Below are 26422 nucleotides of genomic sequence, written 5' to 3'. Positions count from 1 at the left end.
GGGTGATGCCCCAGGTGGTTCTTCAGAGGGAAGGCGAGCTCTGGTTGAAGGTGGAGGGTGAGCGCCACCACGACGAAGACGCCGGAGCAGGCCGACCTGTTGAAAGTTGCCGCCAGCGAGAAGCCGGAGCGGGAGGAGGCGAAGAGCTCCGCCCGCTTCACCTCGCCGAGGCCGTTCCGGGAATGGCAACCGGAGCAGGGGCAGCTGCTGCCGCAGTACGCCCGGGAAGTACTGGGAGAGGGGCACCTGGCGTGCTTCTTCGTCGACTTGAGGAAGACGCTGGATTTCAGCACCACCTTATGGGCCCCTGCCGCGACGGGGGAGCACACCCTCATGGCAGAGGTGGGCGGGCTGAGCGCGAAAATGAAGGTCGAGGTGGGCCTCGGGTGGAAGAGGGGGCTGGCCTGGGGTTCCGTAGGTGTGGGTGCTGCCGCCTTGGCGGCGGGCGGGGTCCTCTTCGGCATGTCTCTCTATGACACCGGCAAGATCGAAGAGAGGTACCAGAACGGCGCGGCCCCGCTTCCCAGCGAAGCCCATGAGGTGGGGGCCCTCCGTGATCAGGTCAAGAGCACTCGCACCTGGGCTGGCGTAAGCATGGGCGTGGGCGTCCAAGTGCTGCTTCCGTAGTCAGCGGGTCCACTCCCTGATGTGAAAAAGGGGCGAGGCTGTGTGCCTCGCCCCTTTCTTTCTACGCGCTCCCGCCGCTCAGTTGGGCCGGACGGGCGTCTCGGGACCGGCGGCCACCGCGGCGCCCTCCGAGGGCTCCGCCTCCGACGTAGGCGTCTCGGGGCCGGCGGCCACCGCGCCCGCGGGCGTGTGCTTCGGCGGTCCCGCGAGCTGCGTCATCAGCGCCGTCATCCGCCGCGCGAAGCGGTTCGGATCCTCCACGCTGCTGCCCTCGGTGAGCAGCGCCTGGTCGTAGAGCATCTCCACCCACTCCGTCACCTGCGCGGAGGCCGGCTCCTTCTCCTGCAGCGCCTTGAGGTGCTCGATGATGGGGTGCGTGGGATTCACCTCCAGGATCCGCTTCGCGCGCGGCATGCCCCGGCCCCGCTCGCGCAGCAGCCGCTCCACGTAGGCGTGCGAGCCGCCCTCGGGAACCACCAGGCAGCACGGCGAGTCCGTGAGCCGGTCCGACACGCGCACCTCGCGCACCTGCTCCTTGAGCACCTCCTTCATCCGGTCCGCCAGCGGTCCAAGCCCCTTGGCGCGCTGCTCCTTCTCGCGCTTCTCCTCCTCCGTCTCCTCGAGCTTCAGGTCCGCGTGCATCGCCGACACCAGCGGCTTGTCCTGGAAGTCCTTCAGCCCCTGCGCCGCCCACTCGTCCACCGGGTCCGTCATGTACAGCACTTCGTACCCGCGCTTCTTCAGCGCCTCCAGGTGCGGCGAGTCCACCACCGCCTTCCTCGACTCGCCGAAGACGTAATAGATGGCCTTCTGGCCCTCCTTCATCCTCGACACGTAGTCCGCCAGCGAGGTGAGGCCCTCCTCGCGCGAGCTCTCGTAGCGCACCAGTGCGCCCAGCTTCTCGCGGTACTCGGTGTCGACCGCCAGGCCCTCCTTGAGCACCGTGCCGAAGCTCTTCCAGAACGCCCGGTAGTCCTCCGGCTTGTCCTTGGCCAGCTTCTCCAGCATGTCCAACGTCTTCTTCGTCACGTGCTTGTGGATGGCCTTCACCACCGCCGAGTCCTGCAAGAGCTCGCGCGACACGTTGAGCGGCAGGTCATCCGAGTCCACCACGCCCCGCACGAAGCGCAGCCACTGCGGCAGCATCTCCTCGCACCGGTCCATGATGAGCACGCGCTTCACGAACAGCCGCACCCCGCGCTGCTGCGCCGCGTTCAGGTCGAACGGCGGGTTCTTCGGCAGGAAGAGCAGTCCGGTGAAGACCTGGTTGCCCTCGGTCCGGAAGTGCGTCCACGCCAGCGGCGCCTCCCAGTCGTGCGTGAGGTGCTTGTAGAACTCCTGGTACTGCTCGTCGGTGATCTCACTCTTGGACCGCTGCCACAGGGCGCTGGCCTTGTTCACCACCTCGAGCTTCGTCTCGGTCTTCTGCGCATCCCCCTCGCCCGTGGTCTTCTTCACCTGGAGCTTGATGGGGTGGTTCACGTAGTCCGAGTACTGCGTCACCAGCGAGCGCAGGCGCCACTCGTCCAGGAAGTCCTTCTGGTCCTCCTTCAGGTACAGGGTGATGGAGGTGCCGCGCGTGGTGCGCTCGGCCGGCTCCACCGTGAAGGAGCCCTTGGCGTCCGAGATCCATTTCCAGGCCTGGGTGTCCTTGCCCGCCGCCCGGCTCACCACCTCGACATGGTCCGCCACCAGGTAGGCGCTGTAGAAGCCCACGCCGAACTGGCCAATCAGGTTGACGTCCTTCTGGCCCCGCTGCGCCGCCAGCTCCAGGAACTCGCGCGAGCCGGAGTGGGCGATGGTGCCCAGGTTCTTCACCAGCTCGTCACGCGTCATGCCGATGCCGGTGTCCTCGATGGTGAGCGTGCCCTTCTCCGCGTCCGGGATGAGGTGGACCTCCAGCTCGGAGGCTCCCTCGAGCAGCTCGGGCTCGGTGACGGAGCGGAAGCGCAGCTTGTCGAGCGCGTCGGACGCGTTCGAGACGAGCTCGCGCAGGAAGATCTCCTTATGGCTGTAGAGGGAGTTGATGACCAGGTTCAGGAGCTGGTTGATCTCCGCCTGGAACTTGTGGGTTTCCCGCTGGGTGTCGACGGACATGTCTCCTCCGGGCGCCCATCGCGGGGCGCGATCGCCCTCCCTGTAACCATGCAAAACGGGCTGTCCAGCGGCATGAGGCGGTTTCCGAGGAGGCCCTGGCGTGCCTGCCCGGTGGGCCGGGGAGGGCGGAGGCGATTCGGGCCGCTCGGGTGGGGTCCATCTGTCCTAGGCTGCGCCTCCTCTGACTCCGGGAGGTCAGCTTGGATACGACGACGTCGCACTTTGGTCCGCCGCAGGGGGAGCGGGAGCTCGCCGCGGCGGAGGACATCCGGTCCCAGGCCTTTGCCCTTCCCCCCGAAGAGACCCGGGGCTGGTCGCAGAAGGCCGAGGCAGCCGGGGCCCACGCGCGGGTGCTGCGCGAGGGGGGCGGGGTGGCCGCCACCATTGTCCTCATCCCCATGGGGCAGTGGTTCTGCGGACGCCGGGTGCCCATGGTGGGCATCGGCGGGGTGGGCGTGGCGCCCGCCTGCCGCGGCAAGGGGACGGCCACCCGTCTCATGCAGGAGGCCCTCCGGGAGCTGCGCGGCCAGGGGGCTCCCCTCGCCAGCCTCTACCCGGCCACCCAGCCGCTCTACCGGCGCGTGGGCTTCGAGCAGGCCGGCTCGCGCTTCGAGATCCGCGTGCAGCTCCATGGAATCGACCTCCAGGAGCGCTCCCTCTCTCTGCGGCCCGTGGAGGCGTCCGACCTGCCGGCCCTCCGCGAGGTCTACCGCCGCTACGCTCAGCGTCAGCAGGGGTGGATCGACCGCACGGCCTATACCTGGACTCGCGTCACCCACCCCAGGGGGGAGACCGCCTATGGCTACCTGGTGGAGGGCAGCGCCGGTATCGAGGGCTACCTCTTCCTCACGCGCCGGACCCAGCCGCACAACCTCCTCCAGGAGTTGAACCTCACTGACCTGATTGCGCTCACCCCGGCGGCGGGCCGGCGGCTGCTGAGCTTCATCGGAGATCACCGCTCCCTGGCCCGGGAGGTGGTGTGGCGGGGCGGGCCGGCGGATCCGCTCCTCTTCCTGCTGCGCGAGCAGTCGTACGAGGTAAAGCACCTCTTCCACTGGATGCTGCGCATTCTGGACGTACCCGCCGCGCTCCAGGCTCGCGGGTACCCGGCTGGGCTCTCGGGGGCGCTGCACCTGGAGGTGGACGATGACCTCTTCCCAGAGAACCGCGGCCGCTTCGTGCTGGAGGTGGAGAACGGCGAGGCCGAGGTTCGCCCCGGAGGGGATGGCGACATGAAGCTGCACGTGCGGGCGCTCGCTCCGCTCTACAGCGGCTTCCTCTCGCCCGCTGCCCTCCAAATCGCCGGGGCGCTCGAGTCCGACGAGGCCTCCCTGCGCACGGCCACGGTGCTCTTCTCCGGACCCCCGCCCGCCATGCCCGACATGTATTGAGGCTCAGAGCACCCACGGCCCGAGCCCCGCCGGCGCTCCACCACAGGCCTCGCGCAGCCGCGCGAGCGCCTCGTCATAGGTGAGGGACTCGGCAGCCTCCTCCACCGTGGGAGAGACCCAGTCCCTCCAGGAGCGCAGGACGGTGACGTGGTGGCCCTCCTCGGGCTCGGCCTCGGAGACGTGGACGAGCAGCCGCTCCTCCAGGGCCTCGCGCCCCTTCGTCCACTCGCTGTTCTTCTCCAGGCGCACCACTTTGTCCCGCTCCACCGCCGTCAGCAGGGCGCGGGCCTGGGGCGAGAGTCCCTCCAGTGAGCGGCGGCGGCGCGAGGGCTCCATGGCCACGCGGTACACCACCGCCCACAGCACGGGGTCCACGAAGGCTACCGTGCCTTCCACGAGCCGCACCGAGAGCACGTCCTCCGATGCCCTCAGTATTCGGCCGAGCCGGTACATGAGCCGGCCCTTGGCGTGCGTGCGCCAGCTGCCGTGCACGGCGCCTCCGGCCACCGCCTCGACGAGCGAGGTCATCCCGCTGGCCGGCACCTCGGTGACGACACGCTTCGTGCGGATGAGCTCCAGTGCGTCGTGCTCGGTGCGGACCACGTTCTCGCTTGCCTCGAGCTCAGCCCTGGGGGCCGTCGCCGTGAGTGGAGCCGCCATGCTCCTCGTGCTTGTGCGAGCAGCCGCAGGCAGACGCCTCGCCCTCACCGCCCTTGGCGGCGTGTCCACAGTGCGGGCAGCTACATCCCGTGGCATGGCCCTCCGCCGCCTGCGCGGTGCCTTCCTGGGCCTTGTGGGCGCAGCTACACGCCTTCGCTTCCGTCTCGCTGTGCGAAGCCTCCGACTTCGTGGCCGTGGCCGGGGTGCTGGCACAGCCGAGCAGGGCCGTCAGCGCCGTGGTGGAGAGAGCCAGCAACATCGTACGTACGCTCATGACAAGACTCCTCAGGGGCGGGGTGATGGGAGGCCGAGCATGCCAGCCTCACCGGGCGGGAGCTCATCTCCGCGCCCGTCCATCCCACGTGCGGATGGCTGGGGGCGTCCTGTACTGAACGCGGCCCATTGCGAGAACGCGTGGTAGACACGCCCCTCTGGAGGTCTCCATGGCTCGCCGCACGCTGCACTCCGACAAGGCCCCGAAGGCCATTGGTCCCTACTCGCAGGCCGTTGAGGTGGGCCTGGGGAGGATGGTTTTTCTCTCGGGACAGACGCCCATTGAGCCCGCGACCGGCGAGCTGGTCCAGGGGAGCGTGAAGGTGCAGACCGCTCGGGCGATGGAGAACTTGCGGGAGGTGCTCGCGGCCGGCGGCCTGGACTTCTCTCACGTGGTCCGCTGTGGCGTCTTCCTCGTCGACATGGCGGACTTCGCCGAGATGAACGAGGTGTACGGGCGCTACTTCCCGGGCACTCCGCCCGCGCGCACCACCGTGCAGGTGGCGGGTCTCCCCAAGGGCGCGCGGGTGGAGATCGACTGCATCGCGGTGGTGCCACCCACCTGAGCGGGGGGAGGGAAGACCCTCACCCCAACCCTCTCCCAGAGGGAGAGGGGGCATTGCTCAGGTGGTCTGGGTGCCCGGGGTCCTCACGGGTGTGGCCTCCGCGGGAGTGGTGGTGCCCGAGGGCTCGGACGCATCAGCCTCGGCGCCCACGTGCATGCGGTGCTTCACCTCGGCGTAGCGGCTGGAAGCCTCGGGCTCGGGGGCGACCAGCGACACCACCCAGCCCACCAGGAAGGCCAGCGGCATGGTGATGATGCCGGGGTTCTTCAGCGGGAAGAACGCCTCCTTGTTGCCCAGCAGATCCACCTGCACCGTGGGCGACAGGAAGATGAGCAGCACCGCGCTGAGCGTGCCGGTGACCATGCTGGCCACCGCGCCGTGGGTGGTGAAGCCCTTCCACGACATGGACAGCAGCAGGGCAGGGAAGTTGGCGCTCGCGGCGATGGCGAAGGCCAGGCCCACCATGAAGGCCACGTTCTGCCCCTTGAAGATGATGCCCAGGAGGATGGCGAGAATGCCCAGGCCCAGGCTGGCCAGCTTGGCCACCCGGAGCTGCTCGTGCTCGGGCGACTTGCCCTTGCGCACCACGTGCGTCCACAGGTCGTGCGAGAGCGCCGCCGCGCCCGACAGCGTCAGTCCGGCCACCACCGCGAGGATGGTGGCGAAGGCCACCGCGGAGATGAAGCCCAGGAAGGGTGTGCCGCCCACCGCCTCGGACAGCATGGGCGCCGCCATGTTGCCGCCCTTGTCCACGCTCGTAATCGCCCCGCGGCCCAGCAGCACCGAGGCGCCGAAGCCGAGGATGAACGTCACCAGGTAGAAGTAGCCGATGAGGCCGGTGGCGTAGAACACGGAGCTGCGCGCCGCCTTCGCGTTGGGCACCGTGTAGAAGCGCATGAGGATGTGGGGCAGGCCCGCCGTGCCGAACATCAGCGCCAGGCCCAGCGACACCGCCTCCAGCGGGCTGGACACCAGCTTGCCCGGCGCCAGCACCTCTGGGCCGTACTGGTTGGCCGCTTCCTGGAAGAGCGCCAGGGGGCTGAAATTGAACTTCGCGAGCACCATCACCGCCAGCGCCGACGCTCCGCCCAGCAGCAGCACCGCCTTGACGATCTGCACCCACGTGGTGGCGATCATCCCGCCGAAGAGCACGTAGAGGATCATCACCACGCCCACGATGAGGACGGCCGCCTCGTAGCTCAGGCCGAACATCATGCGGATGAGGTTGCCGGCGCCCACCATCTGGGCGATGAGGTAGAAGGCCACCACGGTCAGGGTGCCCAACGCGGCGGAGATGCGCACCGGCGTCTGCTTCAGCCGGTAGGCCACCACGTCCGCGAAGGTGTACTTGCCCAGGTTGCGCAGGGGCTCGGCGATGAGGAACGTCACCACCGGCCAGCCCACCAGCCAGCCCACCGAGTAGATGAGGCCATCGAAGCCAGAGAGCGCCACCAGTCCAGCGATGCCCAGGAAGCTCGCGGCGCTCATGAAGTCGCCCGCGAGCGCGAAGCCGTTCTGGAGGCCGGTGACGCCTCCTCCGGCTGCGAAGAACTCCGAGGTCGTCTTCGTCTTGCGCGCCGCCCAATACGTGATGGCGAGCGTGAGGCCCACGAAGGCCAGGAAGAAGACAATGGCCGTGGTGTTGGGCTCGCCGATCGAGGTCTGTGCCTGTTGAGGATTCATTCGCGTGGCTCCTGGTTCAGCGGCGGAACTGGTGAAGGGCCTTGTCGTAGCGGTGGTTGGCCCACAGCACGTAGATGCCGGTGAACACCCAGGCGGAGGCGATGACCAGCGCTCCGAGCAGGATGCCGAGGGACAGCCCCGGGGCGATCTGCTTGCCCATGAGGGGCTTGTCGAACGCGACGAGCAGGATGAAGCCGAAATAGGAAATCAACATGGCAGCGGTGAGGACAGCGGCCACGCGCCAGCGCGCCGCCGCCAGGGCTTCAAGCTCATCCGCCTTGGATTTCTGGGACATGGTGATGGGGTCTCCTCGAGGGGTTCTCAGCGGCGCTGAGGGTGCAGCTTCATCGCGGGCCTTCTATGAGCAACGCTCATTCCAGGCCGCAGCATGAATGTTCTCGGGAGCTTGGCGCCTGCCACGACGCGTCAGACGTTTCGAAAGGTAACGTCTCCGGTCACCAAGGTAACGCCGGTAACACCAGCCCCCCGCCTCGCTGGAACCCCGCCGAGCATTCGGTGGCGGGACGGTTCATGGGGCACATTGCCCTGGGTCCGCCAGGTGTCCATCCCTTCACACATCCAGGGGGCAGACACCCATGAGGCGCGAGCGGTACCAGAGGGAGGGGCAGCCGGCCGTGCCGGATGGGTCCGCGGCGCTTCCCTTGCCGAGCCTGCGTGTCGTGGACGCTGTCGGGCTCGTGGTGGGCATCGTCGTGGGGGCGGGCATCTTCCGGACGCCCTCCCTGGTGGCGCAGAACGCGACGGGCCCCGTCTCCGTGGTGCTGCTCTGGGCGCTCGGCGGGCTCATCTCCCTCATCGGGGCCATGTGCTACGCGGAGCTGGCCAGCACCTGGCCTCATGCCGGAGGGGACTACCACTACCTGCGCCGGGCCCTCGGCAGGTCGCTGGCCTTCCTGTTCGCCTGGGCGCGGTTGACCGTCATCCCCACCGGCTCCATTGCGCTGCTGGGCTTCATCTTCGGGGACTACGCCTCCCAGTTGCTGCCGTTGGGTGAGCACTCCTCCGCTCTCTATGCAGCGCTCTCCGTGGTGGTGCTCACCGGGCTGAACGTGGCCGGCATCCAGTTGGGCAAGTGGACGCAGAACCTGCTCACGGTGGCCGTGGTTGCGGGGCTGGGGCTGGTCATCATCGTCGGGCTCTTCCTTGTCCCCGCTGCTCCGGCTCCCGCCGCTCCGGTGACGTCCGACGGGCCTCCCCATGCCGCCTGGGGCCTGGCCATGGTGTTCGTGCTGCTGACGTACGGCGGTTGGAACGAGGCGGCCTATATCTCCAGTGAGCTGCGCGGAGGCCGCCGAAGCATCGTGTCCGCGTTGCTGTGGAGCATGGTGGCCGTCACCGCGCTCTACCTGCTGGCCAATGCGGCCTACTTGCGGGGGTTGGGACTGGCGGGGGTGGGGCAATCGGACGCGGTCGCGGCGGAGCTCATGCAGCGCGTGGCCGGGCCCTCGGGGGCCCAGTTCATCAGCGTCATCATCTGCGCGGCGGTGCTCACCTCGTCCAACGCCACCATCCTCATGGGCTCTCGCACCCACTACGCGCTGGGGCGGGACTTCCCGCTGTTCTCCCCCCTGGGGCGGTGGAGCGCGCGGGCGGGTGCTCCAGTCAACGCGCTGCTGGTGCAGGGCACCATCTCCCTGGCTCTGGTGGGCGTGGGCTTCATCACCCGCCGCGGCTTCGAGACGATGGTGGAGTACACCGCGCCCGTCTTCTGGTTCTTCTTCCTGCTGTCGGGTGTCTCGCTGCTGGTGCTGCGCAGGCGCGAGCCGCATGTGGTTCGGCCCTTCCGCGTGCCGCTCTACCCACTCACCCCGCTGCTGTTCTGCGCCTCGTGCGCGTACCTCCTCTATTCGAGCCTGGCCTACACCGGGGCCGGAGCGCTCGTCGGAGTCGCGGTTCTGGCCACCGGACTGATTCCTCTGGCGCTCATGCACCGGCGCACGGGCCACCCACGCAGCAAACCCTCACCTGGAGGTCGCAAGTCATGGGGATTCGGAAGGCCACGGTCGGTATAGCGCTGTTGAGCGCGCTGGGGCTCGCGGGTGGGGCGCCCGCCGTGGGACAGGAAGGCGAGTTCATCTACAAGCCGCCCAACCTGGGCCGGTCGGATCTCCCCGAGCGTGCGCCGGATGTGCCGTACGTGCCCACCCCGCAGGGGGTGGTGGACGCGATGCTGGAGCTGGCCGACGTGAAGCCGGGGGACGTGCTTTATGACCTGGGCTCCGGAGACGGGCGCATCGTCGTCACCGCGGCGCAGCGGTTCGGGGTGCGCGGGGTGGGCATCGACATCAACCCCGAGCGCGTTCAGGAGGCGGAGGCCAACGCCAAGGCGGCGAACGTGGAGCAGCTCACCGACTTCCGACAGGAGGACCTCTTCAAGTCGGACTTCGGCGAGGCGACGGTGGTGACGATGTACCTGCTGCCGAGCGTCAACAACCGGCTGAAGCCGAAGCTGCTCGAGGACTTGAAGCCGGGGACACGCATCGTCTCGCATGCCTTTGACATCGAGGGGTGGGAGCCGGACAGGATTGTCGAGGCCGACGGGAGCACCCTCTACTTGTGGATAGTGCCGGAGAACCCCTCCCACGTCCGGTGATGACCTCGGTGCCGGAGCTGGAAGCGGGGCGGACCCGGTGTTAGGGCTCGCCCCATGAGCGAACGCGAGCAGGCCGTGCCGCCCCCTTCGGAACCTTCACGGATCGCCGTGCTCGACCGCGCGGAGGGGAAGTGCGTTGTCACGACCCGGGCCGTCGCGAGCGGCCAGGAACTGCTCGTGTTCGACGGCTCGCTCTGCCACGAGCCCGGCAAGTACACGCTCCAGGTGGATGAGGCGCTGCACGTCGAGTCACCCAAGGCGGATTGGCACTTCATCAACCACGCGTGCGCACCCAACGCGCGGATCGACCTGAGCGCGGGGCCTGGTCGGGCCCGGCTGATCGCTGCTGTGGACCTCGAGCCGGGTCAGGAGGTGACGTTCAACTACCTGACCACGGAGTGGGACCTGGCGACGCCCTTCCGATGCTTCTGCCAGGCCCCACACTGCGTCGGGTGGATTCGGGGCGCCAGGTACCTCGACGAGGCCCAGCTCGCTGCCTTCCGCTCGGACTTCGCCCCGCACATCCTGCGGCTGTTGCGTCGCACGCGGGCCTCCTGGACGGGATGACCCTGACGGGCGCCGCCTCAGTTTCGGGGCTCCCCTCCGTTGACCGGCAGCTCGATGGTGAAGGTGGCTCCCTGGCCGGGACCCGCGCTCATGCACAGGAGCGTGCCCCCCAGCTCCTCGGCCGACAGCGCGCTGATATGCAGGCCGAAGCCGTGCCCATCCTCCTTCGTCGTGAAGCCCTGCGTGAAGATGCGCGGCAGGTTCTCCGGGAGGATGCCCACGCCGTTGTCGGCCACCTGGATGCGCAGCCGATCCCCGGGGCTGCGTTCCACTCGGAGAGAGAGGTGCTTGTCCGGCCGGTGGCTGTTGAGCAGCGCGTGCCGTGCGTTGCTCAGCAGGTTGATGACAATCTGCAGCAGCTTGTATCGGTCCACCATCACCAGGGGGAGCCGGGCGGCGTAGTCGGTACGTACCTGGATGCCCACCCGCTCGAAGGACGCGGCGTGCAGCCGCAGGGCATCGTCCAGGAGTTGGGGCACGGACACCTGCTCCACCATGCCCGTCACGCGCGCGTGCGCCTGCTGCATGGCCACCACGGCTTTGATGTGCTCCACGTTCTGATCGAGCATCTGCGTCTCGGCCAACAGTCCCTCCTTCTCTTCGGAGAGGTGCCGGGAGAGCAGCTCCAGGTACTGCGGGAGCTGCTGGCCTCGCGGGTCCCGGGAGAAGAAGGCGCCCAGGTCCTGCGCGTGCTCGCGCAGCATCTCCGAGGCCCTGGTCAGGCCGGACACCCGCAGGTTGCGCAGCCGCTGGGCGAGCAACCCCGCGGAGACGTTCACGCTGTTGAGCGTGTTGCCCACGTTGTGGAGGATGCCATTGGCCACCTCCGCCATGCCCGCATGGCGTGACACGTCCAACAGGTTGCGGTGCGTCTCGCCCAGCCGCGCCTCGGCCTCCTTGAGGGCGGTGATGTCCCGCCCGAAGAGCGTCATCCCTACCGGGCGCCGATCGGCCCCGAGGATGGGGTTGAGGTTGATGTCCATCACCCGCGGCCGGCCCTCCAGCGTGAGACCCTGCTGGACGCGGACACGCTCCCCGGCGAGCGTCCGTTGGGCCCGCTCCTTCCAGAGGGCCCGCTGCCCCGGGGAGAGCGCATCGAAGAGGGAGGTGCCCGGGAGGGGTTCTCCCCCAAAGAGCTGGCGGCACAGCTCCGCTCCCGCCTGGTTGAGGGTGAGGATCCGGCCCACCGTGTCGAGGGAACACACCGGATCATCCGTGCTGTCGACGAGGCTGACGAGCTGCTCCTCGCTCTCGCGCAGCGTTCGCAGCGCTTGCTCGAGCGCCGCGTCTGCCTCGTCGCGCGAGGCGAGGAACATCCAGCTCACCAGCCACCCGCACAGCACGAAGAGTGCGGAAAAGAGGTTGAGCGCCAGGCCGCCGGGCGGAGGGAAGAGATACGGGTGGACGAGGCCCATGTTCGCGGCGGCGAGCAGGGTGAAGAACAGGCCCCAGCGCACGCCCAGCAGGTACACGGTCAACATCGGTACCAGCATGGCCATGGTGTTCACAGCCACCGCTTGCGTCCCCGCCTTCCAGGACTCGACGCTGATGGCGGCCGTCACGAGGAAGCTCAGGATCCAGGCCGGCACCCGGATGGAGCTGGCCCGGCGCAGCCTCCACAACGTGGCGAGGAAGATCACCAGACATGTGAACTGGACGACACCGGTGCGCAACGGGTCCGGGCTCCTCCCCACGTAGAAGAAGAGGGCCAGCAGGTTGAACAGCAGCAACATCCCGAGGATGCCCACCAACAGCCGGCCGCGGCTGAGCTCCACGGGAGAGCCCTGGCGCAGTGGCTCCGAGAGACATGCGTCCAGTCGTGTCAGCACTCGGGCCCATAGGCCACGGCGCGATAACGAGGGCACGGAGGATTGCGACGACCTGGCGCCGTGCAGCCTTGTCTCCAGCGTGGACGTGATGGGCATTGGTGTCTCCCTCCGTGCTTTTCGGCGTCCGGAGATGCCTGAGATGCCAGGAGAACACGCTCGCCCACCGCACGGCGCCTGACCGGCGCTTCAGGCGGATTCAGACGTTGATGGCCCAACATGGCGCATCACGGTGCGTGGTGTGTTGGACAGGGCACACACACCCACTCGGAAGTTTTCTCTACGGACGAGAGTCGGGGACTGGCCTCACGGTTGGACAGCCTGCGGCTCGCGACTCCTCAGCGACACCGGCAGGTAGCACTTGCCCTGGTACTCGGCATGGTTCTCGAAGCAGGGTGGTTTCTTGGCGACTTCTACCCAGCACCCGCCGCTGATCTCCACCTCGCCCTCTCTGGGTTTGCAGGGGGCCTTGGCCTGGTTGCGGAACGGCCTGTCTGGCAGGGGATAGGCGAGAACCTCCATGCCAGAGGCGGGCTTGTCGATCAGCATCGGCGCATCGACGTAGGGCAAAGCCCCCTGGGCCACGCCATGGGCGGGAGTGGTGGAGCTGGGTGCCTGGCCTCGACCCGGGAGGAGCAGCCAATGCCCCACGCCCAGCGCTAGCACGGCGAGCCCCGCGACGGCGAGGCCCTCCCAGGAAGACAGCCAACGGTACGCGCATCGAGCCCGGTGCAGCAGGAGCCCCCACCGCCCCTCCAGCAGGTGGGTGCGCGCCTGCGCGTTATCCTCTACCCGCTTGAGCGCGGCAGCCATCACATCCAACATCCGAGACAGGGCCCTCAGCTTCCCGGAGGCGGGGGCTCGCACTACCTCCAGCACCATGTGAGGAGGCTCTGCTCGCGAGGAGGCGCGCACCTCCCAGGCCTCCTCTGATTCCCAGGCCGGGCTGGGGAGCAGCACCATGGCGGCGTTACCCGTGTCCACATGGTACGCCTCGTAGAGGCGACCGAGCTCCGCCTCCATGTTTCCGTCCTTGTACCGCCTGCCGAGCTGGAATGAGCCCAGCCGACCGTTCTCCTGGCTCTTCTCGTCCGCCATGCGCGCCGATTCCTCCTGATGTCCCTTTTACCCCTACTCACTTCCAGAGTCGCACTCTACTACCCGACTGGAGACGTGGTGGATAGTATAAGCTGGAGCGCCGACTGGTCCGCGCTGGCCTCCGCCGTGAAACGCGCACGCATGCCGCGGGCGCGCAGTTCGTCCATCCAGCCGAGTGCCCGTGCGGAAGGAACACGACGCCGGAGCAGCGCGAAATAGAGATACGTGTATTCGTCAGCCAGCCGCGTGGCGAAGGTGATCGGGTCGTCCGAGTTGATGGAGACCAGCAGCTCCGAATGGTCACCCCCGCCGGCTCCGGTCTCCGCTGCGGCACCGCCAGGCATCAGCCATCGCTCCGCGAGTTGGAAGACCGGGTGCTCCTCTACGCCGAGGAGATCTCCAATAAGGAGATTGCTGGACGGGTTGGTCTCCACCGTGATTTCGAGCCTGGCCAGTTCACTTCGGAGCCAGCGCTGCACATCCTCGAGGAAGCGGACCTCGGCATCATCGACCCGTACCTCCACGGGTTGCTGCCCTCGGCGGAACACATTGGAGTCCGTGAGGTACAAGGACAGCGGGAGCGGGTCCTCTCTGAGTGTAGGTCCATCTGGGAAGCCCCGCAGCAGGAGCTCGTTAGGCTGATGCCGTCTGCGGCGAGCGAATGACAGAGCGGTCAGATTCGAGTTGGCGTCACCATAGATGCGCCATGCCAGTCGATCCGCTTCCGCGCGAACCCGCTCCACCCGGCCTGGATGGGCCGGGACATTCCCACTCCCGTAGCGATCCAGCTCCCAGAGCAGATCATCCAGGCGATCCTCGGCGGTCTGCACGACGAGGGTGGCCGAGTCCGCCCAGAGTCGCGGGACGATTCCCAGGGCCAGTCCATGCCCGATGCGGTCTCCGTTCCGCAGAAGGCCGGCCTCATACAACTCGTGGACCCGGCGCACGCCTTCGACGAGCCGGGAGAACTCCTCCCCAACATGGCAGGTCAACCGCATCGGAGGCACGTTCCAGCTGGGTCTGAGCTGGCGCAGTGCTTCCGAGGCGGTGACCGAGGCCTGGCGAACCGAGGCGAGCAGCTCCACCGTCGCCCACGTGGGGACGGCCAACTCGGAGCTCGCGACGTCCATGCCCCGGATCAGCAGTAGCAGCTCCGGGTGGTTCTCGAGTGCCTCCTGGAGTGCGAGCACCTCACGCCTGCGATCGGAGAACCATGAGCCATGGCGATACCCGGTGGGATCCTGGCTGGGGTCCGCGTAGAGCTGATTCGTTCCGCGCGCCTGCTTCCTCTTGATGAAGTGGAAGACGAGGCCCAGCTCGGGTCTCTTGCCGTCCGTCCCCGGAGTGGGCCTCCGCTGCTCTCCCGCCGAGGCCAGCCGCCGGACTTCATCGCGGATTTCCGTCCAATCCGAAGGGGGCGCGGTGCGTACCTCCAGCGCTCCGAGCGTCAGGTCCACGGACTGGTGCTGCAAGGCCGCCACGTACTTCTGCCCGTCTAGCGGCCCGCGCAATGCGGAGATCCGATCGTAGAAGCGCCGGAACCAGTCCAGGCCAGAGGTGCCGGGTTCCTGGACGAGATAGCTGTGCGCGAGGCAGCGGATGCGCTGGTACTGCCAGAAGATCTCGGCGAACCCCGCATCCGTGGAGCCTTCCTGGAGGAGATACCGGAGCGCGCGCGACGCGAAGAGTGTCTCGCAGCATGCTCCGTCCCGTTGGGGTTGAAGCCAGCTGTCGAGGGGATCTGCGCGGAAGAGGTCATCGTACTCCCGCAACTCCATCCTTCCTGACTCGTCGCAGAGCTGCGAATAGAGCAGCTGCGCGTTCGCGAACGCGGGGCCCGGAGCGGTCCCCGCAACATCCGCGAGGGCCTGGTGGCACACCTGCAATGCCAGCTTCTCGCCTTCCGGCCAGTCGAGCCGCTCGCAGATCCGCCGCAGCCCCGAATACGAAAAGGCGCCGAAGTCTTCCGTGGTGGCGCCTACCTCGCGAGCACGGAGGAAGGAGGCGAGGAAGAGACGGCAGAGGGCGGCTGCCAGCAGCTTCCCCCGGAAGGCCTCGCCTGTGCCAAACGGGACATGCTCGTCGGAGAGGTCTGACGGTATCGGACCGTTGCGGGCCAGCCAGACCATCCAAGTGCTCCAGAGAACCGGGAAGCCGAAGGCCGCACCGACGTGCAGGTGGCTGTCCGCCACGGGCTGATCCTTCAGCACGCGCCGAAGGTGCTCCGTCGCAATCGAGACGTGGTCCGTGGGAGGTCGCGCCGAGTTGGGGGCGTACAACGCGGAGACGAGCAGGTCGCACGGCAGCCGCAAGGACAGCCAACGCCAGTGGGCGGCACGTTCGGCGGTGCCCCTGCCTGGCTCGGACGCATCGGTGTTGAGGACGGTGCGGATACCACCCCGCTCGAGATACAGCTCCGCGCGTTGAACCAGGTACCGCGCGAGTGTGACAGTGCATGGACCCGTGACCGAGTCATCGGCCATCAGGAACCAGGCACTGTCCCTGAGCACCGAGAGGTTGGCCAGGCTCATTCCGCTCGCGCGTATGCGCAGGTGTTCGTCCAGCCCCGCGGCGAGCCGCGCGGTGGCCGGGTTCAGGATGGCCATGTCCGTGCGGACCAACTGTGTCGTGCGTTGCTCATAGGCAAGCACCGAGCCGAGTGGCCAGGCCTCGATCTCTGCGAGCAATCTGCCGTGCGGAACCTGGGACATGCGCGGGGGCCCTGGAGGAGTCTAGCTCTGCGGTGGCTTCTTCCGGCTGCCACCAGCTGGGCCGGAACGAGGGGGGCGTGGCTTTCCCATCAGCGAGACCCACGGGTGGTCCTTCCGCTCATCGTCCATGCTGCGCAGGAAGTCCTTGACCCTGGCCTCTGGAACCCCCGCCTGCACCAGCCGCTTTTCACGCCGCTGGTGCCAATAGCCGGGCAAATCAATTTCCTTGGCGAGCGTTGATTCGATGACAGAGTTCAGGAGCGCCTCCGCCGCTACTTGGGAGAGCCCATACTCGGGGGCCGCCATCAAAGGCAGCTCCTCGATCCATGCGTTGAACACCGAATCCCGAGATTGGTGGGGTTCACCCTGCTTTTGGAAGTATGGCTTTATCACCTGTTCCCAGTCGTAGGGGGTGAGTGCCATGTTCAGCTCCCTCTCGAGGTTCCCCCTCCTGAAGAGCAGTTGGTTGGAGCGAAGGAGCCAGTAGGCCAGTGCGTCCACATACTGACCACCCTCTCCGCGAGCCCCGGAGGGATTGGCGTTCTTCACATCCGCCACCCGCTCGTTCCAGGCGAGTTCGAGCAGCTCCTTCTCCAGCAAGGTCTGCCAGCCCGGAATCATCCAAGGGAAATAGTCATGGTTCATGTAATGGAACTTCGTACCCGGCCAAGCCATGCGCTTGGTGGAGGCGAAGAGCATCGGGTTGCTCCTGCCCTGCTGGTCCATGCTGTAGTCATGCACCATCCGGAGGAGCACCTCGAGCAGTGGGGTCAGCTCTTCCAACCTGCTCCGGGCTGCCCACACCTGGAGTGTGCTCATTTCGGTCTGGAACTCTTCTGTCGCCCACAGCCGCACCCGCTGCGCGGTTTGGTCGGTGCCCACCATGTAGGTTGCGACCAGCCGCTCCTCCCCAGAAATTCCGTTCAGGAATCGCTGATCGATGACCAACGTCCCGCGTTCTTCCCGGACCGCATTGCGCACGTGCTCGTCGACACCACTCCAATCACATGCAAAACGCCAGAGTGCCATCAGGGCTGGTGTGGCTTCGCCCGAGATATTCTGATGCCGGAGCAGGATTTCCGTGGCCGGGCTGAAGAATGAAGGAGGTACATCCTCCAACAAGTTCAGTCGGTAAGGAGTGAGATAGGTCAGTAATGATGCGGAGCCAGATTCTCCGGTGATCGAGCGTAGCCAGCGAATCCGAACACTATTGAGTGCATTCCGGAATTCTCCCAGCATGTGGTCCGTTGCACGTTGCGAGGAGCGCTGCTCGACCACATTTCCGAATTCATGCTCAGGAAACAGCTCGTCGATTTGCTGAATCGAGGTGTTCTTGTCTGTGGGGATGTCTTCCTGTAGCGGGTTCAGTGCAAGGCGTGCACGACGCGTCTTCCGAAGTTCCCTTCTTACCTGCTCCCAGTTCTTGCCGAAGGCAGTGCGCAGAACTCGCAGAAACTCATTGGCGACCTTCGGTGGGAGTCCTGACTCGGGCGCCGCGAGCAGCCCTGCTCTCGAGATGGCCCATTCTGACATCGAGGACAGTCGTGGTGAGTCATTCGGCCTACGCGTAAGCGCAACCAATTTCTCAGCCAAGGGAGCCCAATCGAGCAGCACGTAGTCCTGCTCGGACTTCGAAGTTGCTTCCGCTACGTGATTCGCCTCCAGCGCCGATTTTGTGGCAAAGCGTGGACGCTTTCCCACGCTGAGTACGGAGGACAGGAAGTGGCGTGCAAGGTAATCAGGGATTGTCGGCCTTTCGTCCGTGAATATCAGGCCGAGTTCCCAGCTTTCCTTCAGCTCGTAAAGATCCTCGAACGAGGCCCACTCAGGAATGAGCCAGGGCGCTACGATCTGGACTCCCTGTGCCAGGGAGCCAATGCCATGGGCAAATACTGGGATACGTAAACCCAGAATCGCGGGTGAACGCGCGCCAAATGCACCGCGAATATCGTCTGCGGCGAAATCAGTCGCCAGGATGATGGCAGCTGTCGTCTGAGGATCCAACTCCTTTCCCCGCAGTGCCAAGCGGAATTTCTCGGGCGTTTCAGTCACCAGTCGCCATCCATTGCCGACCGGGTACGTGGTCCAGCTTCGCAGGGATGGTGTGGCGATGAGACCTTCCTCTATTCGTAGCTGCCATGGCTTCGACCGCGAGCGATGAATCACCTCACGGAGGTTTCTCTCCAGTTCGGAATTCCCGTGAACGTCGCGTAACACGGAATGCCAGAATGTTTCGATTGCCGTAGCAGCCCGGGCGTCCTCAGCACCTGTCTGCTTTGCCCGCGTGTCGGCGAGTGCGAGTTCACCGTAGAGATCCCATAAAGTCCTGAGCCGTTCGGGCATCGCTTCCCGTACCTGCGAGCCGTACTGAAGATAATCGCGGAGTGACAGCGGTTGCTTGTCAGCGACCCCCCTGCGCGGCTGGATGGGGATGGTCCTCAGGAACTTCTCGAGCTCCGGGAGTGCGGAGAGACGCTCCTCTTCCGGCAGGGCAGGCAACATGCACCTGTGCCCCTGCGGAATCACCTTCGCGTAGATCTCCAGTGCCAGTGTTTCGTAGCGCGCCTTCTCGTCGTCCGTCAGCGGCTGTGAGTCCCGTCGCACGTCCCGGGCCAGTTCCTGCTTCAGCATCTCAACGAAGAGCGAGCTGTCACCCGTGAGGAGGAATGCAAGCCGCGGGTGGTACAGCTTGCGGATCACCTCCAACAACCCTGCGGAAAGCCACGGGTTCATATCGGCATCGTCGATGGCGAGTAGGAACAATGGCTGGGGGCCGGAGCTCTGATGGGTGAGATTGAGGTAGTCCTGCGTCAATGCATCCATGAATTCACGGAACACCGTCTGCAGGTCGAGCCGCCGGAAGTCCTCCTTCGCTTGCTCGAGGGCGAATGCCTCGGGGTCGAGCACCTTCTTGCGATCCTGAACGTTGCCGCCCCCGCTGCTCGCGGCGACACGAACGAAGTTACGCCAGTACCTCAGAGAGGTGGGCTCGTCCGGCGCGGGGATGTGCCACGGCTGGGCCCCGGGCTTACCTCGCTCGCGTTGTGGCCAGAGCGTGTGGACCACCCGCTCCAGGCTCGCCATCAGCAGGAGCAGGAGGTTCGTGGAGGCGGGCTGGGGCTGAAGGTCCACGTGCCCCACCGGCACAATCCGGTCCGCGGGATCGAACCAATCTTCAAACCCCGGGAGCGGCTGTCCATTCAGCAGTGTCTCGGAATACCCCATCAGCAAGGTGAGCAGGAGCGCGGATTTGCCCGAACCACGTTTTCCATCGAGCAGGATGATGTGATTGGTCCGCACTTCATCGATGACGGGCAGGAAGCGGCGTGCCTCCGGAATGGGGCGCCGCGTTAGTGGGCTTGCTTTGGCTATCGCGCGAAGGAGTGCCGAGGCCTGATCACCGGCGGAGTCCTGCTCCGCAGTGAGTTGCTTCCTCTCTCTGATGGGGCCTGCTTCACTGCGAGGCTGCAGTTTCGTTCGCTCACGCTGCTGCGGCATCAACATCCCCCTAGTGGAGCCCCTGCTGGTCCACTTCATGTCTTAGCGTAATTCGACGAGAGCGCCACTTGCGTCATCTCGCGGATGGGTCCTGGGACTGGTGCTCGGAGTCGGCTCAGGCGCGGGTGCGAGGAATGCCGAGCCGCTGACGCCGCTCCCACAACGCCTTGCGGCTGATGCCCAGCCGGCGTGCCAGCTCCGTCTCGCCCAGCTTGTCCTGGTGCTCCAGCACGAAGCGGCGGAAGTACTCCTCCAGCGAGTCCGGTGAAGCGCTGCCCTCGATTCCGAGCCCCGGCTCGGGCAGCTCGGGCGTTTCGAAGGCGCCATTGCCGCCGGGCTCCAGCGCGAGCAGTCCGGGGGTGATGACCGGCCTGTCGGCGAGGATGACGGCGCGCTCGATGGCGTTCTCCAGCTCGCGCACATTGCCGGGCCAAGGGTGCGCGGTGATGGCCACGAGCGCCTCGGGCGAGAGCGTCGCGGGCGGCTGGTGGAGCCGCTGACACGCCTTCTCCAGCAGGTGCCTGGCGAGCGCGGGCACATCCTCACCGCGCTCGCGCAGGGGCGGCAGCTTGATCTCCACCACGCGCAGGCGGAAGTAGAGGTCCTGCCGGAAGCTGCCCTCCTGCACGCGCCTGGGCAGGTCCCGGTGCGTGGCGGCGATGATGCGCGTGTCCACCTTGCGCGAGCGCGTGGCGCCCACCCGCCGCACCTCTCCGTCTTGCAGCATCCGCAGCAGGCGCGCCTGGGCGGGCGCGGGCAGCTCGCCAATCTCGTCGAGGAAGAGCGTGCCTCCATCCGCGCTCTCCACCAGGCCTGCGTGCGCCGCCTGCGCTCCGGTGAAGGCACCCTTCTCGTGGCCGAACAGCTCGGACTCCAACAAGCTGTCGGGGATGGCGGCGCAGTTGACGGCCACCAGCGGACCGTCGCGCCGCGGGCTCTGCGCGTGGATGGCGCGCGCCACCAACTCCTTGCCCGTGCCCGACTCGCCCAGCACCAGCACCGTGGCCGGCGAGGCCGCGACCTTGCGGATGCGCTCGAAGACGTCACGCATGGCCGTGCAGTGGCCCACGATTCCGCCCACCGCGTACACGCGCTCCACCTCGCGCTTGAGCGCGGCGTTCTGGCGCGTCAGCCGGCCCTCGCGCAGCACTCGCTCCACCTGAAGCAGCAGCTCGTCGTGGTCGAAGGGCTTGGCGATGTAGTCCACCGCTCCTAGCTTCATCGCCTCCACCGCCGAGCGCACCGTGGCGTAGCTGGTCATGATGAGCACTGGCACGCTCGGCGCCTTGGCGATGACGTCCGTGCCCGGCGAGCCTGGCAGGCGCAGGTCGCTCAAGATGAGGTCGAACGCGTCCAGCTCGTAGCCAGCCTCGGCCTCGTGCACCGCGCCGGCTTCGGCCACCTCGTGCCCCGCGCGCGTCAACAGCCGCTTCAGCTCGGTGCGGATGATGGGCTCGTCCTCGATGACCAGGATGCGGCTCATGCGCTGTTCGAAACCCTCGGAAGTCCTGACCATCAGGCTAGTCTCGTGACCCCGCCTCCTGTCTACCTCTCAGGTGGGATGACGAGGTGCGTCATGAGAGGGTGGCGCTGATTCGTGGTGGCACCGGGTGCGCGCAGAGGTTATCCGGCCGCGACTCTCACCCCAGGCACCTCACCATGCGCATCCTCTTCACCGCGATTCCCGGCTCCGGCCACTACCATCCCCTTGTCCCCGTTGCCCGGGCGCTCCAGCAGGCGGGCAACGAGGTCGCCTTCGCCACCTCCGAGAATCTCCGCAAGAGCGTCGAGAGCGGCGGCTTCCGCTTCTTCCCCGCCGGAGGCGATTGGCCGCAGCTGCAGGACGCGGGCGCGATGGCACAGATGGCGGAGAGCGCGATGCGGATGTCGCGCGAGGCCCGGTTCGAGCACATGGCCAACAACTTCGTCGGCCGCTTCGCGCGGAACATGGTGCCCGACCTGGTCTCCCTGGCGTCCACCTGGCGCCCGGACCTGTTCGTTCGTGACTCGATGGAGTTCGGCGCGGCCATCGCCAGCGAGCACCTCGGCATCCCGTGCGCCTCCGTCCAGGTCGGTGCCGCCCTGCCCGAGGATTTCGACAACCCGGTGGTGATCACCCGGCTCGACGAGGTGCGCGCCACGGTGGGGCTACCGCCAGACCCGGAGCTGCGGTCGCTGTACCGCTACCTGCACCTGTGCTTCGTCACGCCGCACTACCTGGGGGGCAAGCTGCCCTCCACGACGCACTACTTCCAGCCGGCCATCTTCGACCAGTCCGGTGACGAGCGCCTGCCCGAGTGGGCCGCGCAGCTCGGTACGAAGGGGAAGCCGGTCGTCTACGTGACGCTGGGGACCGTCTTCAACAAGGTGGTCGGCGTGTTGCGGACGCTGGTGCAGGGCGTCCGCGAGGAGCCCGTGGAGCTGGTGGTGACGGTGGGGCGCGATCTGGATCCGGCGGTGCTCGGTCCACAGCCGGCCCACGTGCACGTGGAGCGCTACATTCCCCAGACGCTGCTCTTCCCCAAGGTGGACCTGGCCATCCTGCACGGGGGCTACAACAGCACGACGGCCGCGCTCGACCAGGGGCTGCCCCTGGTCCTCGTGCCGATTGCCGCGGACCAGCCGATGAACGCCGCACGGTGCAGGGAGCTGGGCGTGGCACGCGTGGTTCCTCCCCTCGAGATGACGCCGGAGAGCATCCGCGAGGCGGTGCGGGACGTGCTGCACACGCCCTCGTACCGGGAGAACGCGCGGCGCTTCCAGGCGGAGGCTCGGGCGCTGCCGGGCCTGGCCAGGGCGGTGGAACTGCTGGAGAAACTCGCGAAGGAGAAGACTCCCCAGCTCGCCGGGGGTTGAGGTGCCTGCCGCCTCGACGGGTCGTGCCCGGAGGCGGCCACTCCCTCGTGTCCCATCACACCGATGACGTGGTTGCTTCCTGCTCGGGGTGGGGCTGCCCACCCTGGCGTCGGCGCATCACCCACTGGCCGAGGCCCACCATCGACAGGACGGGCAGAGGCAGGACGAACGGCATCAGTGGGCCACAGCCGAAGGGCGCGGAGGAGTAGGACGTGAACGCTCCGTTGATGACCATGTCGCCGGAGCAGGACATCGTGGCGGTGAGCCACACGCCCCCCATCCCGGCCAGCAGTAGCAGCAGGGTCACGGGAATCCAGCGCCGGCTTGCCTGCCACGACAGCATTGCCAGCGCGAGGGGGAACAGGCCCAGGGTCAATTCCTGTGGGCTGAGGGAGGAGAAGAGCGCGGTGCTCATCGCCTTCCTGGCCATGGCCACGTACAGGATGACGAGCAGGAGGCCTCCCACGTAATTCCGGGCACGAGGCCGTTCGCGCCGCGCCCAACTCACGACCCCCGCCAGTGACAGGATGGGCATGGGAAGGACGCTGGCGATTGCGAGGCTCCACCAGAGGGGGCCGAGATACTCGTGGTAGGGCATGCCGGCCATCAAGGGGAAGCGCTCCCGCAGGAGGAGCCCCGCCAGGGTGGTGCTGGCCACGAACATCAGGAAGGTCACCGCGATCGACCGCTGGCTGGCCTTCCAGGACGACAGCCCGCTGGCGAGGGCGGCCAGGCCTCCGATCAGCATCCGCACGTATTCAGATGTCGGGATGATGGGCTCCACGATGGGTTCCATCGTTCGGACTCTACACGGCGCTCGCCGCCGAGCGGTTCGCGTTTGGCAGGACGACGGTGAAGGTGGTGCTGGCGCCGGGCTGGCTGTCCACCTCCAGCGTGCCGCCGTGCTCCCGGACGATGCTGGACACCAGCGCGAGTCCGAGCCCCGTGCCCTCTCCGGGCTGCTTGGTGGTGAAGAAGGGCTCGAAGATGCGCTGCGCCAGCTCGGGCGGAATCCCGTGGCCCTGGTCCACCACGCGCACTCGCACCTGCTCCCCGTCCTCCCCGGCGAAGAGCTCCACCTGCCCGCCTCGCGGTGAGGCGTCGATGGCGTTGGTGACGAGGTTCACGAAGACCTGCTCCAGCCGCTGCGTGTTGCCCACCACCTCCAGGCCCTCGGGGCAGTGGCTCACGCACCTCACGTCGGCTTCTTTCCGGCCCAGGCGCGCGAGCTGCGCGGCCTCGGTCAACAGCGGCGCCAGCGGCACTCGGGTGACTGGCACGCTGTTGCCCCCCGTCACCCCCGCGTGGCTGAAGGTGACGAGCGCCCGCACGATGGCGTCGATGCGCCGGGCCTGCTGGAGGATGAGCTGCACCCGCTCGCGGATCTCCGCTGGGTCCTCTTCGTAGCGGAGGTTCTGCGCCACGCTGGTGATGGCCGTCAGCGGGTTGCCAATCTCGTGCGCCACGCCCGCGGCCACCCGCCCCACCGACGCCAGCCGGTCCTGGTGCGCCAGCCGCGCGTCCATCGCCTTGCGCTCGGTCAGGTCCTCCACCAGCAATACCGCGCCTTCCATGCGCTCGGACTCTTGCTCCGGGGTCTCCGAGGAGAGAGCCAGCGAGCGGTGCAGCCGGAGGATGCGCTCCCGGCCTTCCAGCTTCACCTGCATCTCGGCATTCGCGTCTGGACCCGAGGCGAAGCCGGCGAGCAGCTCGCCCCACGGTTCTGGCAGTCGCGCTAGTGTCTGGCCTCGCACCTCCTTGGACCTCAAGCCGGAGAGTCGCTCCAACGCCTCGTTCCAGATGACCACGTCCTGGTCCGGCCCCAGCGCGCAGGCTCCCAGCGGGAGCTCCTCGAGAATGCGCTGGAGGTAGCGCCGTACTGCCTCCAGCTCGCGCACCGGGCCCGTCATGCCCCGCGCGTCGCGCAGCCGCTCCTCCACGAAGCGAAGCTGCTCGGCCAGCGCCGTGCGTGCCCGCGGGTCCACCTGCAGCGCCTCGCTCACCGCCAGCCGCGCCAGCACCGGCCCGAGCAGGCCGGACAGGTTGCGCTCAATCTGGTCCCTCAATCGGCGCAGCTCGGCGGGGCGGCGCTCGCCCTCGGACATCCCCAGTTCGTGGAGTGCCCGGTCCAGCTCGGCGGTGGCGGCCTCCGGTCCCAGCACGGGGGCGAGCTGGCGGCGGAACTCGTCTGGAGAGCCAGCCGTCACGCTGCCCGCGGCGAGGGAGGGAGCCTCGCGCGCGCACAGCCTCGCCGCCTCGGCCTCCTCGGGCGAGGAGCGCGTGGCCAGCGAGAGTCCCATGAAGGCCAGGGTGTTGAGGGTGAGGGAGACGAAGGTGACGAAGCTCCAGGGCTCGATGGTGTCGAAACCCAGGAGCACCTCTAGCTCCCGGGCCCAGGCGGGCAGGCCGCGGCCACTCAACAGGGGTCCGAGCAGCAGCAGGACCCAGGCGGTGGTGCCAGCGGCCAGGCCCGAGAGGAATCCCGCGCGCGTGGCCCGAGGCCAGAAGAGCAGCCCAAGCAGGCCGGGGATGAACTGCGCCACGCCAACGAAGGCGACGAGCCCCAGGTCCACCAACCCCGCGGCCCGTCTGTCCAGCTGCAGGTAGAAGCCGTAGCCGGCGAGGATGATGGCGGCGATGAGGACACGCCGGGCCCAGAGCAGCCGGCGGTACAGGTTGCCCGGAGCCCGTGCGTAGCCCAGCGGCAGCACCAGGTGCGTGAGGCACATCGGCGCCATGGCCAGGGTGGTGACGATGACCATGGCGCTGGAGGCGGAGATGCCGCCGAGGAAGGCCAGCAGCGCGAGCGCGGGGGCTCCTCGGGCCGCGGGCACGGCGAGCACATGGAAGTCCGCGGACCCCGGCAGGCCCAGCGCGATGCCGGACCAGAGGATGAGCGGCACGGCCATGTTCATCAGCAGGAGCAGGAGCGGGAAGGCCCAGGTGGCGGTGGAGAGGGTGTCTCGCTCGGGGCTCTCCGTGAAGGCCACGTGATACTGGCGCGGGATGAGGAAGGCGGCGGCGCAGGAGATGACGAGCATCGGGGCCCAGGAGCCCTCGCGCGCGGGTTGCTGCATGGCGCGCAGGGCCTCGGGGTGCGCGTCAAGCCAGGCCTGGAGGCCCTCGGGGCCACCGAAGACGGACGTCACCGCCCAGGCTCCCGCGAGCACCAGGGCTACAACCTTCACCAGGGACTCGAAGGCGATGGCGAGTGCGAGCCCCTCGTGACGCTCCCGCGGGGTGACGTAGCGGGCGCCGAAGAGGACGGAGAAGACGATGGTGATGGCGCAGAAGCCCAGGCCCAGCGTGGTGGCAGAGGCCGAGGGGCTGAGGACTCGCGCGGACTCGACGACGGCGCGCACCTGCAGGGCCAGGTAGGGCAGGGTGCCGGCCAGCAGCACCAGCGTCACCCCGGTGCCGGTGGCCTGTCCCGGGTAGCGGAAGGCGAGGAGGTCCGCCAGCGAGGTGAGCTGGAGCTGCCGGGTGAGCTCGAGCAGCGGGCGCCACAGCACTGGGACGAGCAGGCAGGAGAGGGTGGCACCCAGGTAGATGGCCAGGTAGCGGAAGCCGTGCTGGGCGGCATAGCCCACGCTGCCGAAGTAGGACCAGGAGGTGGCGTAGACGCCGAGCGCCAGGGCATAGGCGAGTGGGTGCTGGGTGATGCGGGCGGGGATGAGCCCGCGCTCGGCGGCGTAGGCGATGAGGAACAGCACCAGCAGGTAGGCGAGGGAGACGATAACGAGCGTACCGAGCTCGAACGTCATGGTGCGCTCCGGCGAGCGGCCCAGGCGCCGAGCACGATGACGCCGAGCCACACGGCGAAGGGCTGATACCAGGGGGCGCCCTCGCGCAGCCAGACCTGGCGCAGCGGCGAGCCAAAGAGCAGCGCCGCCACGGCGAAGACGAACAGCGAGAGCATGACCGGCTGTCCGCCCGGCCCGGAAGCCTGCTTCAT

20 protein-coding genes are annotated in these 26422 nt (G+C 67.5%); 7 read left to right on the top strand and 13 right to left on the bottom strand.

Annotation, left to right across the window (positions count from 1 at the left end; translation table 11 throughout):
* Positions 1–57 precede the first annotated feature (57 nt).
* Positions 58–627, top strand: a complete 570-nt coding sequence (locus tag OV287_RS43160) for a hypothetical protein (protein ID WP_267539879.1) — start codon at positions 58–60, stop codon at positions 625–627.
* A gap of 78 nt (positions 628–705) precedes the next feature.
* Here the strand turns inward: OV287_RS43160 and htpG are convergent, their stop codons facing one another.
* Positions 706–2724 carry a molecular chaperone HtpG gene (htpG, locus tag OV287_RS43155; protein ID WP_267539878.1) on the bottom strand — a complete coding sequence of 673 codons (2019 nt, stop codon included), beginning with the start codon at positions 2722–2724 and terminating at the stop codon, positions 706–708.
* Between the two features lie 200 nt (positions 2725–2924).
* On the opposite strand from htpG, the gene OV287_RS43150 reads away from it, so the two are divergent.
* Positions 2925–4115 (top strand): GNAT family N-acetyltransferase, encoded by a 1191-nt coding sequence (locus OV287_RS43150; RefSeq protein WP_267539877.1) that lies wholly within the window; start codon positions 2925–2927, stop codon positions 4113–4115.
* 3 nt (positions 4116–4118) lie between these two features.
* Here the strand turns inward: OV287_RS43150 and OV287_RS43145 are convergent, their stop codons facing one another.
* Positions 4119–4775 carry an RNA methyltransferase gene (locus OV287_RS43145; protein ID WP_267539876.1) on the bottom strand — a complete coding sequence of 219 codons (657 nt, stop codon included), beginning with the start codon at positions 4773–4775 and terminating at the stop codon, positions 4119–4121.
* A complete protein-coding gene (locus OV287_RS43140; RefSeq protein ID WP_267539875.1) occupies positions 4738–5049 on the bottom strand; it encodes a hypothetical protein in 312 nt (103 codons plus the stop codon). The genes OV287_RS43145 and OV287_RS43140 overlap by 38 nt, the downstream gene beginning before the upstream one ends.
* Before the next feature lie 169 nt (positions 5050–5218).
* On the opposite strand from OV287_RS43140, the gene OV287_RS43135 reads away from it, so the two are divergent.
* Complete coding sequence (locus tag OV287_RS43135) at positions 5219–5614, top strand: RidA family protein (RefSeq protein WP_267539874.1); 396 nt, start codon at positions 5219–5221, stop codon at positions 5612–5614.
* A gap of 57 nt (positions 5615–5671) precedes the next feature.
* Here OV287_RS43135 and OV287_RS43130 read toward each other — a convergent pair whose 3' ends face one another.
* On the bottom strand, positions 5672–7297 hold the full coding sequence (locus OV287_RS43130; RefSeq protein WP_267539873.1) for a sodium:solute symporter family transporter: 1626 nt from the start codon (positions 7295–7297) through the stop codon (positions 5672–5674).
* 16 nt (positions 7298–7313) lie between these two features.
* Positions 7314–7592 carry a DUF485 domain-containing protein gene (locus OV287_RS43125; RefSeq protein ID WP_267539872.1) on the bottom strand — a complete coding sequence of 93 codons (279 nt, stop codon included), beginning with the start codon at positions 7590–7592 and terminating at the stop codon, positions 7314–7316.
* Positions 7593–7893: 301 nt separating this feature from the next.
* On the opposite strand from OV287_RS43125, the gene OV287_RS43120 reads away from it, so the two are divergent.
* Genes OV287_RS43120 through OV287_RS43110 form a run of 3 tightly spaced genes read left to right on the top strand, consistent with a single transcriptional unit; the run spans position 7894 to position 10478 of the window.
* Positions 7894–9330, top strand: coding sequence for an APC family permease (locus OV287_RS43120; RefSeq protein WP_267539871.1), 1437 nt, complete (start codon positions 7894–7896; stop codon positions 9328–9330).
* Positions 9300–9911, top strand: coding sequence for an SAM-dependent methyltransferase (locus OV287_RS43115; protein ID WP_267539870.1), 612 nt, complete (start codon positions 9300–9302; stop codon positions 9909–9911). The genes OV287_RS43120 and OV287_RS43115 overlap by 31 nt, the downstream gene beginning before the upstream one ends.
* Before the next feature lie 54 nt (positions 9912–9965).
* Positions 9966–10478, top strand: coding sequence for an SET domain-containing protein-lysine N-methyltransferase (locus OV287_RS43110; RefSeq protein WP_267539869.1), 513 nt, complete (start codon positions 9966–9968; stop codon positions 10476–10478).
* Positions 10479–10495: 17 nt separating this feature from the next.
* Here OV287_RS43110 and OV287_RS43105 read toward each other — a convergent pair whose 3' ends face one another.
* The 5 genes from OV287_RS43105 to OV287_RS43085 form a co-directional block, all read right to left on the bottom strand.
* Complete coding sequence (locus OV287_RS43105) at positions 10496–12307, bottom strand: two-component system sensor histidine kinase NtrB (RefSeq protein ID WP_267539868.1); 1812 nt, start codon at positions 12305–12307, stop codon at positions 10496–10498.
* 303 nt (positions 12308–12610) lie between these two features.
* On the bottom strand, positions 12611–13402 hold the full coding sequence (locus OV287_RS43100) for a hypothetical protein (RefSeq protein WP_267539867.1): 792 nt from the start codon (positions 13400–13402) through the stop codon (positions 12611–12613).
* A 59-nt stretch (positions 13403–13461) separates the two neighbouring features.
* Positions 13462–16113: an amidohydrolase family protein gene (locus tag OV287_RS43095; protein ID WP_267539866.1), complete on the bottom strand. Its 2652-nt coding sequence runs from the start codon at positions 16111–16113 to the stop codon at positions 13462–13464.
* A gap of 21 nt (positions 16114–16134) precedes the next feature.
* Complete coding sequence (locus tag OV287_RS43090; protein ID WP_267539865.1) at positions 16135–19611, bottom strand: hypothetical protein; 3477 nt, start codon at positions 19609–19611, stop codon at positions 16135–16137.
* A 115-nt stretch (positions 19612–19726) separates the two neighbouring features.
* Complete coding sequence (locus OV287_RS43085; protein WP_267539864.1) at positions 19727–21094, bottom strand: sigma-54-dependent transcriptional regulator; 1368 nt, start codon at positions 21092–21094, stop codon at positions 19727–19729.
* 176 nt (positions 21095–21270) lie between these two features.
* Here OV287_RS43085 and OV287_RS43080 point away from each other — a divergent pair, with 176 nt between their 5' ends.
* Positions 21271–22467 (top strand): glycosyltransferase, encoded by a 1197-nt coding sequence (locus OV287_RS43080; protein ID WP_267539863.1) that lies wholly within the window; start codon positions 21271–21273, stop codon positions 22465–22467.
* A gap of 55 nt (positions 22468–22522) precedes the next feature.
* On the opposite strand, the gene OV287_RS43075 is transcribed toward OV287_RS43080, so the two are convergent.
* The 3 genes from OV287_RS43075 to OV287_RS43065 are packed head-to-tail and all read right to left on the bottom strand — an operon-like array spanning position 22523 to position 26422.
* Complete coding sequence (locus OV287_RS43075) at positions 22523–23263, bottom strand: hypothetical protein (RefSeq protein ID WP_267539862.1); 741 nt, start codon at positions 23261–23263, stop codon at positions 22523–22525.
* A gap of 10 nt (positions 23264–23273) precedes the next feature.
* The gene (locus OV287_RS43070) at positions 23274–26231 is read right to left on the bottom strand and encodes an ATP-binding protein (protein ID WP_267539861.1); all 2958 of its coding nucleotides are present in this window, start codon (positions 26229–26231) and stop codon (positions 23274–23276) included.
* A complete protein-coding gene (locus OV287_RS43065; protein ID WP_267539860.1) occupies positions 26228–26422 on the bottom strand; it encodes a hypothetical protein in 195 nt (64 codons plus the stop codon). The genes OV287_RS43070 and OV287_RS43065 overlap by 4 nt, the downstream gene beginning before the upstream one ends.

Source organism: Archangium lansingense (assembly GCF_026626635.1).
Classification (GTDB): Bacteria; Myxococcota; Myxococcia; order Myxococcales; family Myxococcaceae; genus Archangium; species Archangium lansingense.
Note: the sequence above shows the minus strand (reverse complement) of the source record. Positions and strands in the feature narration are given on the sequence as shown.